12 protein-coding genes are annotated in these 13,662 nt (G+C 42.0%); 9 read left to right on the top strand and 3 right to left on the bottom strand.

The features are described 5' to 3' along the window. Position 1 precedes the first annotated feature (1 nt). Together ndk and CXF83_RS09800 are read left to right on the top strand one after the other, a co-directional pair. A complete protein-coding gene (ndk, locus tag CXF83_RS09795) occupies positions 2 to 433 on the top strand; it encodes a nucleoside-diphosphate kinase (protein ID WP_101089040.1) in 432 nt (143 codons plus the stop codon). A gap of 1,037 nt (positions 434 to 1,470) precedes the next feature. Continuing rightward, positions 1,471 to 4,239: a TonB-dependent receptor gene (locus CXF83_RS09800; RefSeq protein ID WP_180961105.1), complete on the top strand. Its 2,769-nt coding sequence runs from the start codon at positions 1,471 to 1,473 to the stop codon at positions 4,237 to 4,239. A 100-nt stretch (positions 4,240 to 4,339) separates the two neighbouring features. Here CXF83_RS09800 and CXF83_RS09805 read toward each other — a convergent pair whose 3' ends face one another. Both CXF83_RS09805 and dusC read right to left on the bottom strand, forming a co-directional pair. Further along, positions 4,340 to 4,696: a TraR/DksA C4-type zinc finger protein gene (locus tag CXF83_RS09805; RefSeq protein ID WP_101089130.1), complete on the bottom strand. Its 357-nt coding sequence runs from the start codon at positions 4,694 to 4,696 to the stop codon at positions 4,340 to 4,342. A 115-nt stretch (positions 4,697 to 4,811) separates the two neighbouring features. Next, positions 4,812 to 5,768 carry a tRNA dihydrouridine(16) synthase DusC gene (gene dusC, locus CXF83_RS09810; RefSeq protein ID WP_101089129.1) on the bottom strand — a complete coding sequence of 319 codons (957 nt, stop codon included), beginning with the start codon at positions 5,766 to 5,768 and terminating at the stop codon, positions 4,812 to 4,814. Positions 5,769 to 6,142: 374 nt separating this feature from the next. Here dusC and CXF83_RS09815 point away from each other — a divergent pair, with 374 nt between their 5' ends. The 7 genes from CXF83_RS09815 (at position 6,143) to CXF83_RS09850 (ending at position 13,140) form a co-directional block, all read left to right on the top strand. Then, positions 6,143 to 6,565: an HvfA family oxazolone/thioamide-modified RiPP metallophore gene (locus tag CXF83_RS09815; RefSeq protein WP_101089128.1), complete on the top strand. Its 423-nt coding sequence runs from the start codon at positions 6,143 to 6,145 to the stop codon at positions 6,563 to 6,565. Positions 6,566 to 6,664: 99 nt separating this feature from the next. Then, a complete protein-coding gene (locus tag CXF83_RS09820; RefSeq protein WP_101089127.1) occupies positions 6,665 to 7,501 on the top strand; it encodes an HvfB family MNIO-type RiPP peptide maturase in 837 nt (278 codons plus the stop codon). Continuing rightward, positions 7,501 to 8,265 (top strand): HvfC family RiPP maturation protein, encoded by a 765-nt coding sequence (locus tag CXF83_RS09825; protein WP_101089126.1) that lies wholly within the window; start codon positions 7,501 to 7,503, stop codon positions 8,263 to 8,265. Before CXF83_RS09820 ends, CXF83_RS09825 begins: the two co-directional genes overlap by 1 nt. A gap of 281 nt (positions 8,266 to 8,546) precedes the next feature. Then, the gene (locus CXF83_RS09835) at positions 8,547 to 8,915 is read left to right on the top strand and encodes a YbaN family protein (RefSeq protein ID WP_101089124.1); all 369 of its coding nucleotides are present in this window, start codon (positions 8,547 to 8,549) and stop codon (positions 8,913 to 8,915) included. Positions 8,916 to 9,166: 251 nt separating this feature from the next. After that, positions 9,167 to 9,718 carry an adenine phosphoribosyltransferase gene (apt, locus tag CXF83_RS09840; RefSeq protein ID WP_101089123.1) on the top strand — a complete coding sequence of 184 codons (552 nt, stop codon included), beginning with the start codon at positions 9,167 to 9,169 and terminating at the stop codon, positions 9,716 to 9,718. Positions 9,719 to 9,869: 151 nt separating this feature from the next. Further along, positions 9,870 to 12,710 carry a DNA polymerase III subunit gamma/tau gene (dnaX, locus tag CXF83_RS09845; protein WP_101089122.1) on the top strand — a complete coding sequence of 947 codons (2,841 nt, stop codon included), beginning with the start codon at positions 9,870 to 9,872 and terminating at the stop codon, positions 12,708 to 12,710. A gap of 100 nt (positions 12,711 to 12,810) precedes the next feature. Next, positions 12,811 to 13,140, top strand: a complete 330-nt coding sequence (locus CXF83_RS09850) for a YbaB/EbfC family nucleoid-associated protein (RefSeq protein ID WP_101089121.1) — start codon at positions 12,811 to 12,813, stop codon at positions 13,138 to 13,140. Positions 13,141 to 13,281: 141 nt separating this feature from the next. Here the strand turns inward: CXF83_RS09850 and CXF83_RS23045 are convergent, their stop codons facing one another. After that, entirely contained in the window at positions 13,282 to 13,587 is a 306-nt protein-coding gene (locus tag CXF83_RS23045; RefSeq protein WP_101089120.1) for a tyrosine-type recombinase/integrase, read from the bottom strand. Positions 13,588 to 13,662 lie beyond the last annotated feature (75 nt).

Genomic DNA, 13,662 nt, shown 5'->3' on the forward strand with positions numbered 1-13,662 from the left:
CATGGCTATCGAACGTACTTTTTCTATCATTAAGCCTGATGCTGTTGCAAAAAACCACATTGGCGCTATCTACAACCGTTTTGAAACTGCTGGCCTGAAAATCATCGCTTCTAAAATGGTTCACCTAAGCCAAGAACAAGCAGAAGGCTTTTACGCTGAGCACAGCGAACGTCCTTTCTTCGGTGCACTAGTTGCATTCATGACTTCTGGTCCTATCATGGTTCAGACTCTTGAAGGCGAAAATGCTGTTCTTGCACACCGTGAAATCTTAGGTGCTACTAATCCAGCTGATGCTGCGGAAGGTACTATCCGTGCAGATTTCGCTGAAAGCATTGATGAGAACGCGGCACACGGTTCTGATTCAGTTGCATCTGCTGAGCGTGAAGTAGCATACTTCTTCAGCACTGAAGAGCTTTGCCCACGTACTCGTTAATTTGAGACGTAGCTAAGATTTAAGAAAAGGAGCCTTATGGCTCCTTTTTTATTTGTCGCTCAATAGTTTCAGCTGGGATACTACCTTTCAATGGCGGGTATAGCACCTTACTCAAGGTGACTGCTCATCCCCAGAGGTCGTGGCGGCAAAATCAACCATTCAACCATTCAATCATTCAACTACCTAGCGGTTCATATATTACTCTGTTTTGGCTTCTGCTGGCTAAACCGTATCTATAACGTTCACCGGTTAAGCACGTATAGTATCAAAAAGCCTGTCCTTTCTCCTTTGACCTATGCATGTGGTTGAGGGGCTTATGTGTCCAAAATTAGAATAGGAAATCTTAAGGTAACAACGGATAAGGAGGCTTTATTGGTAACTGAGCAGTCAGCTTTGTTGAAGTAAGAGTGTCCGTGCTATTTCATATATTAAGAATGTAAAACAAAAGCAGCTTGATACTTAATATTAGTAATGTTTGATTTATTGGTTGTTAATATAAAACCGAGAGTGTCAACACTACTGATATTGCTGATACATTACCATGTGACTAGTATCCGTAATGTGTAAATTGTATCAGCTATGTATTTAACTTGTATCAATTATGTCTATTATTTGTATATTTATTTGTTTGTTGTAATGTTTGTGGTTTTAAGTTTTTACTTGTTCAAATGTTCTGTATGTAGCTGTCATATTTGTGTTATTTCGTTTTAATCTTTTAGATTAACAATTTGAATTGTTAATCTTAGGTTGCGATATAGTAATTCTAAACACTATTTTGTAACATCTGGTTGTATATTAACCTGCTTTTGGTTGTTTTATTTTAAGTCGATGATTTTATTTGTTTTTATATCATTATTGTTCCGTTTGTTTTTTGTGATTTGTATCAATTTATATCATCTACGTTGTGTGTATGTAATAACTGTTGACACTATTGGTTATATTTAACAGTATAAGGGATAAGAAATAACTTCTTATTAATAATAAAATAAAAAATATAACTATTTTCACACTTAGTGTTGAAATTTGAAGGGAAATATATGAACTCAATGACCTTAACTGCAAGTGCAATACGTAAAAGCTTTATTGCTATTGCTGCTAGTAGTGTTGCCTTATCTGGATTTGCTTTAGCAGAAGATGCTGCTGAAGGAAATACAGCAGAAGAGAAAGTAGAACGAATTCAAGTTACCGGTTCACGTATTAAACGTGCAGATTTGGAAACATCTAGCCCAGTCACGGTTATTGATGCCTCTGCAATTCTTGCATCTGGCGCAACCTCTATTGATGACATACTGCAGCAAATGACGTCAACGGGCGGTGCGATGGTGAACGCGGCCGTTAACAACGGTTCAGGTGGTGATGCAAGTATCAACCTACGTGGTCTAGGTTCAAACCGTACTTTGGTGTTGGTCAATGGCCGTCGTATGATTGCATCAGGAACAGGCGCAGCATCAACTGTTGATTTGAATACCATTCCAGTATCGATGATCCAACGCGTTGAAGTGCTAAAAGATGGTGCTTCAGCTATTTATGGAACGGATGCCATCGCTGGCGTTGTTAACGTGATTTTGAAGCGTGATTTTGATGGCTTTGAAATGAACGTGCAAACAGGTATGTCAGGTCATGGGGATGCAGATGAATCAAGCATTGATTTTACAATAGGCAATACGTTCGATAAAGGTAACGTTGTCATCAATGCTCAGTACACTAAACGTGGTGAAGCTAGCCAAGCAGATCGTGATTTTTCTAATTGTCCAATCGCTGAAACAGGGGCTGCTGGAGATAAAAGTCTTTATTGTGGTGGTAGTTCATACGCACAAGGTGGACATGTCTGGGGAGACATGAACTTTGGTATTACTCCGACAGGTCCTGATAAAGAGTATGCTATTGGTGATTCTGGTGAGTATGGTGAATACGTTGACAATGGCGAAGGCAAAGCAAAATTTAAATACTTTGATGGAAAATCCGAAGCTGATTTAAGTGGTCGTGGTGGTGAATACCATGATTTTAAAAATGATGATAAATATAACTACGCTAAAGATAGCTACTTATATACTCCTATGGAGCGTTTGAACCTGTCTTTCTCTGGTACTTACGAGCTATCTGATACCATCACATTCTTCTCTGAGGCTATGTACTCTAAGCGTTGGTCTGAACAACAAATGGCTCCACAGCCAATTTGGAATAATTCTGCTTGGGAATATAAGCCTAAGGCAGCTGGCGGTTTCATGACCGATGACCTTCTTCCTTGGGTAAAAGCAGGTGAAGAATTAAGCTATGGTCGTCGTATGGTTGAATCAGGTTCTCGTGATTTCTCACAAGTTGTTGATACAGTTCGTGTTGTAGTTGGTCTAGAAGGTGAGTTTGCTAATGGTTGGACATGGGACGCCTCTTACAACAAAGGTAAGAACGATTCTGTAGACACCCTAGCTAACTTGCATAACATCGGTTCAATCAATGACGCTGTTTTAGAAGGTGATTTTGACCCATTCCTTCAGTCTTCTTGGGAAGGCGAAAGCATTGCTCCATTTATTTACACTGAAGTAAATAGCGGTGGCAGTGAGTTAGATATTGCTTCAGCAACAATTTCTGGTGATATTGTTGATTTGCCAGCGGGTACTATGGGCTTTGCAGCGGGTTACGAATACCGTAAAGAATCTGCACATTACACGCCAGATTCACTAACTGCTCAAGGTTTAGCGAATGATCCACGTGTTGAAGCTACAGCTGGTTCTTTTGATGTTAATGAAGTTTATGCAGAAATTGCGATTCCATTACTAAGCGATTTACCATTAGCACAGCAAGTAGATTTAAGTGCAGCAATGCGTTATTTCGACTACAGCACATTTGGTTCTGATAATACTTGGAAAGTGGGTTTAACTTGGCGTGTATTTGATGACTTAATGATCCGTGGTGGTCAATCTACTGCATTCCGTGCACCAACAGTAGATGAGTTGTTTGGTGGTAAGTCTCCATCATTTGATCAAATTGTTCACCCTGCAACAGAGCAAACTCAAGCAGAAGTGACCGTTGGTGGTAACCCACTACTAACACCAGAAGAAGCGGATATTACAACAGTTGGTTTAGTTTACTCGCCAAATTTTGTTGACGGTTTATCGTTCACTCTTGATTACTATGATATTGCAATCTCAAACACAATTACTTCAGTTGATTCAAACTACATTGCTAATCAGTGTTTAGATGCAAACGGTAGCACGATCAATACAGGTACCGCTTTATGTCAAGCATCTAATATCTCAATCGATGCTACAGGCCGTATTAAGTTTGATAATGGTTTACAAAACATTGGTGAAACTAACACTGCTGGTTACGATATCAATGTTGCTTACGCTTTCGAAGGCTTAGGACTAGATTGGAAAGCAGGTCTTGATACGTCGATTCTTGATAAATATGAAGAATTTGACCAAGACGGTAACGCTGTTGACTATAAAGGTTACATCACTGGTGGTGTAGGTGCTTACGCTGAGTTCAAAACAAACTTTAACTTAAAAGCGTCAGGCGATGATTGGTCTGCAACATACGAAGCGCGTTATATCGACGGCATGGATTCATTTGCTTGTAAAGATGATACAGCAGGTTGTTATGCTCCTTCAGTTGACTCAATTGTTTATCATGATCTATCAGCAACGTATGATGTAACAAATACAGTTCGTCTATCGGGCGGCGTTAACAACATTCTAGATGAAGAGCCACCGTACTACACTGGTAACAACGATTCAAATACCGATCCGTACACTTATGATGTACTAGGTCGTTACTTCTTCGTAAGAGCAAGTGTTAAGTTCTAAAAATAGTTATTTAAGTAAGATTTAGACATTAAAAAACCTCCTTAATTGGAGGTTTTTTTGTAAGAGCCAACGAATGCTCTAAGAAGTAAATAGACTAGAGTTAATGGTTTAGTCTTAACTCTTGACGATGTTCGCGTTTATATTGGCTAGTACAGCTTAAACATCGCTGTTCAAGTGGATTAGCGACTAACAGTTCTGCTTCGATTTCAGATTCACAATCAGAGCACACGCCATACAAACCAATGTCCAGTTGGCAACAAGCTGCATCGAGTTGCATCAACTTAAAAAATAATGGGTTATCGCATAAGTGAGCTTGAGTCATTATTTCAATGAGCTCACAAAGGGAATAATTATGCTTGTCCATTAGCTTGGCTTGGATATCTGGGTGCGCACCAATCTTCTGCCTTAACTCCGATTCTATATCGGATAACATTTGTTTGATTTGGTTGGTACTCACGGCTTTGCCTACAATTATTGACTTCACGGTTTATCAGTCTAAACATGTCACGATCGCAGGTAATGACGAAGATCAAATCAGAGAGCATTATTACTAATAATAACCAATTATTCTGTTAATCAGACTGCTGATGGTACAGATTGGCATTTGCTGTTTGCAGAACATTGATAATTTCTTCAGCCGTTTTGTAGATCCGTAGCTCGCGAAACAAGGTATCAGCTTCGGGATATTGACGATTGAGATAATTAAACCATTGCTTAATTCTGGCTGGGTAATAGGTACTTTTACGTCCGGCGAGTTCTCGGTTGGTGTACTCCAGCATCAGCGCCAGTGATTGTTGCCACGTATAAGGTGTTTCACCTTTAATGCTTGCCGCTAGGTTAGGCAACGAAATGGCCCCGCGTCCTACCATGATAGTGTCACACCCGGTCACTTGCATGCAGCGCTGTGCATCTTGTGCATTCCAAATTTCGCCGTTAGCAATAACCGGAATAGGCAGTTTTGCATTGATGTCGGTAATGTATTCCCAATAAGCAGGTGGCTTATAACCATCAACTTTACTTCTGGCGTGCACCGCAATCTCACTGGCACCCGCTTCGTAAATAGCCTGTGCATTCTCCATATAGAGAGACTTATCGTTAAAACCGAGACGGATTTTTGCGGTCACAGGATGCTCATCAGGCACTGCATCTCGCATGGCCTTGACGACATTATACAGCTGCTCAGGATATTGCAGCATGATTGCACCACCGTTACTGCGATTAACCATTTTTGCAGGGCAACCAAAATTAACGTCAACCCCTTTAGATCCTAGCTCTATTGCTCTAACGGCATTTTCCGCCATCCAACCAGGCTCTTGTCCCAGTAGTTGGACCCTTACCGGCGTGCCTGAAGTTGTTTTACCGTCAGTTTTTAGCTCAGGACAGAGACGGTAAAATACTTTTTCTGGTAATAACTGATCAACGACACGTACAAATTCCGTCACCATTAAATCGTACGGATTGATTGCTGAAAGGATTTCACGCATTAAATCATCAACCACGCCTTCCATAGGCGCCAAAATTATTCGCACAGAACAGTCCACTCATCAGTTTTAAAAGGCGCTGCATTCTACATCATGCACCGTACGGCACCAAATTAAAGCGAGTATAGAGTGATCTTATATCATTAATAATCAGTATTGTTATTTGATTGTTGTTTTATTGGTCAGTCTCTATTTGTTGCTTGATAAGCGCTATTTATTACAAATTACTAAGATAAACATCGCTATAGCAGGCACTAATAGATGCAAACAATATTTGCACTATCAGCTTTTATGCGTCATAAATGTGATAGTTGTAGAATAAATGAAATTTATTTGTAGGTACACAGGTCTCTTTAAGCAAGCCAGCAAAATACATTGTTGGTAACCGAAATACTGTAGATTAAATCAAGAAGGAAGATATTATGAAACTCGTTAATAAGACTGCTATTACTGTTGCTGTTGGTGCTGTTGTTCTTGGAAGTTCTTTGGCTGCATCTGTCCAAGCAAGCCCATTTGGTTATAGTGAGATGCAAGCCGGTTACCAGCTAGTTGAAGGCGAAGGTAAGTGTGGCGAAGGCAAATGCGGCGCAGACAAGAAAAAGGCCAAAGAAGGTAAGTGCGGCGAAGACAAAATGAAGGCCAAAGAAGGTAAGTGTGGCGAAGGTAAGTGCGGCGGCGACAAAATGAAAGCCAAAGAAGGTAAGTGCGGCGGCGACAAAATGAAAGCTAAAGAAGGTAAGTGTGGTGAAGGTAAGTGTGGCGGCGACAAAATGAAAGCTAAAGAAGGCAAATGTGGCGGCGATAAGAAAGCTGAGAAAGAAGGTAAGTGTGGTGGTTCTAAGTAAGCTTTCCACTTGAGTTAAACGGGGTCAGCGTTTGCTGGCCCTATTTGTATATACTCAAGCCGATTGGGTATATAAATCATAAATTAGTGGACGTGCAGTATGACAAATAAAGGACAGGTGGGTCTCGGTCTTAGGCGAGAAATGTTGGATGAATTTTGCCAAGGTGTTCCTAAGGCCATTGATTTTTTTGAGGTGGCACCAGAAAACTGGATGACACTCGGCGGAAAGTTTGGTCGTCAATTTAGGGCACTAACAGAAAAACATGAGTTTTATTGTCATGGTTTATCGCTATCTATTGGTAGCCCAGCGCCGCTCGATGTTCAATTTGTCAAAAACGTCAAAGACTTTCTAGACTTGCATCAGATAAAAAGCTATTCAGAGCATTTAAGTTATTGTTCTGGTACTGGACATATGTACGATTTGATGCCAATCCCTTTTACAGGCGAAGCCGTTCGTCATGTGGCTGCGCGTGTTAAGCAAGTAGAGGATATTATTGAACGTCCTTTAATATTGGAGAACGTATCATTTTACGCTGCCCCTGGCGCTGAAATGTCTGAACTGGAGTTTGTTACAGCCGTAATGGAAGAAGCTGACTGTAAGATGCTGCTCGACGTTAACAATATCTATGTGAACTCGATTAACCATCAATACGATGCGCTTGAATACTTAAAAGCGATGCCGACCGATAGAATCGAATATTTACATATTGCGGGTCACTATGAAGAGGCTGAAGACTTAGTGGTTGATACACACGGCGCTGATATTGTTGATCCGGTATGGAAGCTACTTGAGGCATGCCATCAGTACCATGGTGTTTTTCCTACATTGCTTGAACGAGATTTTAATATTCCAGCAACCAATGAGTTGTTGTTAGAAATTAATCAGATCCATGATTATCAAAACCGTCATATCGCCAGTTTAAAAAGGAGCGCTTGATGAGTTTTATTGAAACACAACAAAAATTCATGGATTACATTAAAGATCCATCAAATCCTCTACCTGAGGGGATTGAAGCGCGGCGGATGAAGATTTACCGCGAACTATTTTTTAATAATATTGATGGCTTTGTGTCTAACGCCTTCCCGGTATTAAAGAGTTTATATAGCGAACAAGACTGGCAAGAACGAGTGCAACAGTTCTTCGTGTATCATGATTGTCACACACCTATCTTTATTGAGATCTCCCAGGAATTTCTGCTGTTTTTGCAAACCGAATACACAGCAACAGAAATCGATCCTCCTTTTATGCTGGAACTGGCACATTATGAATGGCTAGAGCTGGTTGTGGCCGTCGCACAAGAGGTTCCGCAGCAAAAGATAATCGACATGGCGGTAATGGATGCTGACGTTATTTCAGCGATGACGCTAAGTGTGTCGTCGACATCGCAAATAGCCCAGTATACATACGATGTACAACACATTAGCGAAGATTACCGCCCAAAAGAGCCGACAGAGGAGCCGCAGTTTTTTTGTATATATTCTGATTTTGAAGATGAAGTGAGCTTTTTGCAGCTCAATCCGCTAACAGCCCAGGTTTTAGCTTATATGTCGCAATTTGACTCAGTGAAATGTGCAGATTTAATTGAATGGTTATCAGTGACTTTTACCGATATAGAGCCTACGGTATTACAACAAGGCTGTGTAGACCTGTTAATGCAATTGAGTGCTAAAGGCATCATTAGAGAATTTATTGAGGATTAGTCTTTCTATCAGCACGGCTAAACCCTATAATGGCGCCAAAAATTGATCTAGATCAATAATTGTCGTTAACAACAGTTGTAGAGGAAGTCATGAGTCAGCCGTTTAAAGACCCATTTAACATTGTTTATTTTGTTGGTTTTATCCTGGTAATGTTGTTGCCGACATTACCCGCAAGCCTATCTTGGTTGAAGGTAATGGGGCTAATTTAAGCTCTGTTTCATCCTAGCTCAGGTATACTAGCCACTCTTTTGAGTGGCTTTTTGTTTTTTTGGGCGGTACTGATGGCGTTAAAACGTGGTTTCTTTCTTCTGGCTGGTCTTTGTAGCCTAGCGTTAGGTTTATTGGGCATTTTATTGCCGATACTGCCAACGGTGCCTTTTATCTTATTGGCTGCTTATTGTTTTGCTCGCTCAAGCGACAGACTATATCAATGGTTGATGGCACACCCGTGGTTTGCTGATGCGCTGCAAAATTGGCAAGCAGAAGGTGCTATGCGTAAAGGACTAAAGAAGAAGGCCTATATTGTAAGTAGCCTAAGTTTTATTGTCAGTATCACGATAGTCCCGCTTATTTGGGTCAAAGTGATGCTAGCCTGCATTGGCACTGGACTCATTGTTTACTTGAGAAGCATTCCTGAGATCGATGAATAAGCCTTTGACTGTATTAGTGCATAGTACTGAATATAAAAGCGAATTTAACCAATTGATAACCGCTCTTTGGAACCGTGAACAATAGTAGTGGTATTTTGCATGGGGTGAGTCAGCAGTTCTGGCGATCCATTGTTGCAACTATGCATAAAGCGGCTTAAGCTTTACGCCGATTTTCACACTTCGATGACATTTGCTATGGCGATAGTCGCTAGCAACATGTCAGCAAATTCAACTCAATAAAGTAAAGAATTATGGTAATGAATACTGACAGCTTAGCACTTATAAAGAACAGCATTAAAACCATCCCAAACTACCCTAAAGAGGGGATTTTGTTTAGAGATGTGACTAGCTTATTAGAAGATCCACAAGCGTATAAATTAACCATTGGTCTTTTAGTGGAACACTACAAGGAACAAGGCTTTACTAAAGTCGTTGGCACTGAAGCTCGTGGTTTCCTATTTGGTGCACCTTTGGCATTAGAGTTAGGTATTGGCTTCGTTCCAGTACGTAAGCCGGGTAAATTACCAAGAAAGACTATTTCTGAAAGCTATGAGCTTGAGTATGGTCATGACGTTCTTGAAATTCATGTCGATGCTATTACTAGTGAAGATAAAGTCTTGGTTGTTGATGATTTACTGGCGACGGGCGGCACCATTGAAGCAACCGTTAAGTTAATCCGTAATCTAGGCGGCCAGGTTAATCATGCTGCATTTGTTATCTCATTACCGGATCTTGGTGGTGAAAAGCGTCTCGCAACAATGGATCTCGAATTACTCAGCTTATGTGAATTCGAAGGCGAATAATCAGGCTGAAATGTCTGTTTAAGGTGAATTAATCACCGCCAAACCGCTCCTTGAACGCTTGATATAGCATGTCAAACCTTTGCATGCTATTGTTCAAATTAGTCGAGGAGCGTGCTCCCGTAATCATATTCATGACACGTTGGGGAGTTCCATGTCATATCAGGTGTTAGCCAGAAAATGGCGCCCTGCCAAATTTGAGCAAATGGTTGGCCAGTCTCATGTTTTACATGCATTAACCAATGCGCTCACTCAGCAAAGATTGCATCATGCCTATTTGTTTTCCGGCACTCGAGGAGTGGGTAAAACCAGTCTTGCACGTCTTTTCGCTAAAGGCTTAAATTGTGAACAAGGTGTTACTGCTACGCCATGTGGCGAATGTTCTGCTTGCGTAGAAATCGCAGAAGGGCGTTTTGTTGATCTCATTGAGGTCGATGCTGCCTCACGCACAAAAGTTGATGACACCCGCGAACTGCTCGATAACGTGCAGTATCGTCCGAGTCGTGGCCGCTATAAAGTGTACCTTATCGATGAAGTGCATATGCTGTCTCGCAGTAGCTTTAATGCTCTGCTAAAAACGCTTGAAGAGCCACCTGAACATGTTAAGTTCCTGCTTGCAACGACGGATCCGCAGCGTTTACCTGTAACCGTATTATCACGCTGTTTACAATTTAATCTCAAGAGCTTGACTCAAGATGAAATTGCCAATCAGTTAGCCAATGTCTTGACACAAGAAACCCTTAATTTCGAAACCTCTGCGTTAACTCTGCTGGCAAAAGCGGCCAACGGTAGTATGCGTGATGCGTTAAGCCTTACCGATCAAGCGATTGCTTTTGGTGCTGGACAAGTCAAACTTGAACTTGTACAAACCATGCTCGGTAGTATTGATGACAAACAGGTCTTAGCCTTACTGGAAGCATTAGCCAAAGCGGATATCATGGGATTGATGCAAGTCACTGCTAGGGTATTGTCATTTGGTGCTGAGCCAGACGAAGTACTGCGAAGTTTATTAGAGCTACTGCATCAAATTACCTTAACTCAATTTGCGCCTGCTGCAGCGCAAATGTCGTTATATAGCGAACAAATCAAAGCCTTTGCGGAGCAGTTATCGCCTGAGCAAGTGCAGTTATATTACCAATTATTGCTGACAGGTCGTAAAGACTTGCCTCATGCACCTGATCCCAAGTCAGGGCTTGAAATGGCATTATTGCGCGCAGTGACCTTTGTACCAGAGCAACCTGTGACCAAATGGGTGACTGACACGCCTGCAAATCTTTCAATCCCTGCGTTAACTTCAGAGTCAACTGCTGGCTCAAAACAGCAAGAAGCAGAAACTAAAGCCACGTCGCTAAATATGGCTGCCGAAAAAAAAACACTTATAGACGCGAGTGATGAAGTCACCACTCCTGTTAGTGTCAAGACTCCAGAGCTTCTAGAACCTAAGCCTCAAGCTGTGGTGCCTCAAGTCGCGACACCAGTATTGAATAGCCTTGAGAGCATGAACAGTGAAATGGCTGTCATACTCAGCCAAGCTCAGAGTCAAGGGTATTCAAAGTCTAGTGAGTCAGATGTCAAAGCGCCGCTCACTAAACCGCAGCAAAGCCCTTTAGTTGAAGAGGGTACTGCAACTTCAAATGAAACAATCGAAGTCGCCAATACTGCCGTTATAGTCCCGAGTATTGCATCTGTTCCGGTACCCAATAAAACGAATGATTTAGTTATCGATTCGACTATTACTGCAAGTCATAGCGCCAATAAAAGTGTAGTTGAAACGGCTAACGCCGAGATAGCCGCAACAGAGGTCACACAGCCAGTTGAAGCTGGCGATGAAGGTGAAGACGATCTATCTGCTTATGCACAATATGCTGGCGCGCAGGATATTGACTTTGACGGCAACGATTTTGACTTTGATACTCCCAACTCAGCTCCTTTGTCACAAGACACGTTATCTTCAGTTGCGCCCCAATCGCGACTTGCTGCTGAACAAAATACGCTTGTGGCTCAAAGTGAAACAGAAAAGCCAGATAGCACAGTATCAACGACTGATTTAAGCGACGATATTTTGGATGCTGTATTAGCAGCAAGAGATTCTCTGTTGGATGGATTAGGTGATGATGAGCCTAAGGAGAGTTCCACAAAAAAGTCCGTTAATGAGCGCAAGCCTTTTGCGCCGCCAGTTCGCAAGCCTAAGCGAGAAGATAAAGACGCTGAGGGGTCATCTATTGATGACGATATCGAGCCATTGGAACAAAGCAAAGCTTTAGCGCCAGTTGATAACAGCAGCAATATTATCGACCGGCCACCATGGGAAGAGCCTCATGAGCAGGATCCCACACCGCGATTTCAAGATGAAAGCGCCGTTCATGCAACAGAGTCGCCAGCCAATGTCGCAGTTGCAGCTGTTGTTGTACCAAGTCAACAGCAGAACGAAACCGCTCAGGTTAGTCATAAACCCACTGCTATGCAGCTTGATTCAACTTCAGTTCAGGATGTTGCGTTAAACTTAACCGCACTGCCAAGTGGCGAGTTAAGCGGCAATGACATTGATTTGAAGTGGTACCGATTTATGGCTGAGCTTGAAGTAGGCGGACGTGTTAGACAGCTCGCCGTTAACTCCGTTTGCCATCAGTTTGAACAACCGTTGTCGTTGTTATTGAAACCCGATCAAAAGCATCTTGCAGCCGATGTTGCGATTAAGCAGTTTGAAGAAGCCATGAGCCTAGCGCTTGGTGAGCCAAGTGAAGTGCGTGTGTCAGTGGGGATCGACAGTACTCGAGAGACCCCTCTTGAAGTGCGGCGTCGTTTTCATAAAGAGATCCTCGCGCAAGCTCATCATGGCTTAATGACTGACGCGAATGTACATTGGTTAGCCCAGAATATGGGCGCACAGTTAACACCAGACACGTTATCTTATGCACCAGAATTACTGGTTAAAAAAGGAAAGTCGATAGAATTGGTCGACATGTCGAACTTTAAGCGGTTACCTGAGTCATAATTTTACAATTGAAATTTCAGCTTTCATTGCTAATCAGTCTATATTTAGTAAGATTAGCCCACTTTATTTGTTGTGATAAATAATAGAAGAGAATTAGAGTATGTTTGGAAAAGGCGGTATGGGCAACTTGATGAAGCAAGCCCAACAGATGCAAGACAAGATGGCCAAAGTGCAGGAAGAGATCGCGCGTATGGAAGTGACAGGCGAAGCCGGCGCTGGCCTTGTTAAAGTCACCATGACGGGCTCTCACAGTGTGCGTAAAGTCGATATTGACGCAAGCTTGCTTGAAGACGATAAAGAGATGCTTGAAGATCTTATCGCAGCAGCATGCAACGATGCGGCTCGCCGTGTTGAAGAGAATCAAAAAGATCGCATGGCTGAAGTCACTGGCAGCATGCAGTTGCCACCAGGCATGAAGATGCCGTTCTAGTCCTAAGTTACTGTTTTAATAGTATCTTTAGGTCGTTAAGGTGGGAGGGGTCAAATAGGGGCCAAATCCAAGCGATTAAAAACAAAAAAGCTCAAGCAATTTGCTTGAGCTTTTTTGTTTTTGCCTACGAGTTTTTTATGTCTAGTAGGTCTGTTTTAACTTGTTAGCCAATTCCTCAATATAGTTTGGCTTCTCAGCTTTTATCCATGTTGCATAGATCTTGCGGATCATCCCCCAGTCAGAATGACCCATCTGTCCAGCTAGCCACGATGGTTCAGCCCCTATCATCAATAACTGGCTGGCATAAGTATGCCTTAACTGATATGCGGGCCTATGGGCTAATCCTGCTTTAATTAACCAATTCTTCCACTGCTTGGGAGTAGTCGATAATTCAGGTCTTTTATAGGGTTCATTCTTTCTGCTTACAAATACTCGTCTGCGTTTGATAGTTTTTGATTTTTATAATAAATGGTTTCATTGCGTGCAGGTGAGCTGAAGGTTTGATTCATTTACTCCATGAGT

The organism is Shewanella sp. Choline-02u-19, from assembly GCF_002836205.1.
Lineage (GTDB): Bacteria > Pseudomonadota > Gammaproteobacteria > Enterobacterales > Shewanellaceae > Shewanella.

Excerpts from the sequence above, each read along its gene's own strand:
- dnaX (WP_101089122.1), top strand. The coding sequence starts at position 9,870 with ATGTCATATCAGGTGTTAGCCAGAAAATGGCGCCCTGCCAAATTTGAG.
- apt (WP_101089123.1), top strand. The coding sequence starts at position 9,167 with ATGGTAATGAATACTGACAGCTTAGCACTTATAAAGAACAGCATTAAA.
- CXF83_RS09815 (WP_101089128.1), top strand. The coding sequence starts at position 6,143 with ATGAAACTCGTTAATAAGACTGCTATTACTGTTGCTGTTGGTGCTGTT.
- CXF83_RS09820 (WP_101089127.1), top strand. The coding sequence starts at position 6,665 with ATGACAAATAAAGGACAGGTGGGTCTCGGTCTTAGGCGAGAAATGTTG.
- CXF83_RS09800 (WP_180961105.1), top strand. The coding sequence starts at position 1,471 with ATGAACTCAATGACCTTAACTGCAAGTGCAATACGTAAAAGCTTTATT.
- CXF83_RS09825 (WP_101089126.1), top strand. The coding sequence starts at position 7,501 with ATGAGTTTTATTGAAACACAACAAAAATTCATGGATTACATTAAAGAT.
- CXF83_RS09835 (WP_101089124.1), top strand. The coding sequence starts at position 8,547 with ATGGCGTTAAAACGTGGTTTCTTTCTTCTGGCTGGTCTTTGTAGCCTA.
- ndk (WP_101089040.1), top strand. The coding sequence starts at position 2 with ATGGCTATCGAACGTACTTTTTCTATCATTAAGCCTGATGCTGTTGCA.
- CXF83_RS09850 (WP_101089121.1), top strand. The coding sequence starts at position 12,811 with ATGTTTGGAAAAGGCGGTATGGGCAACTTGATGAAGCAAGCCCAACAG.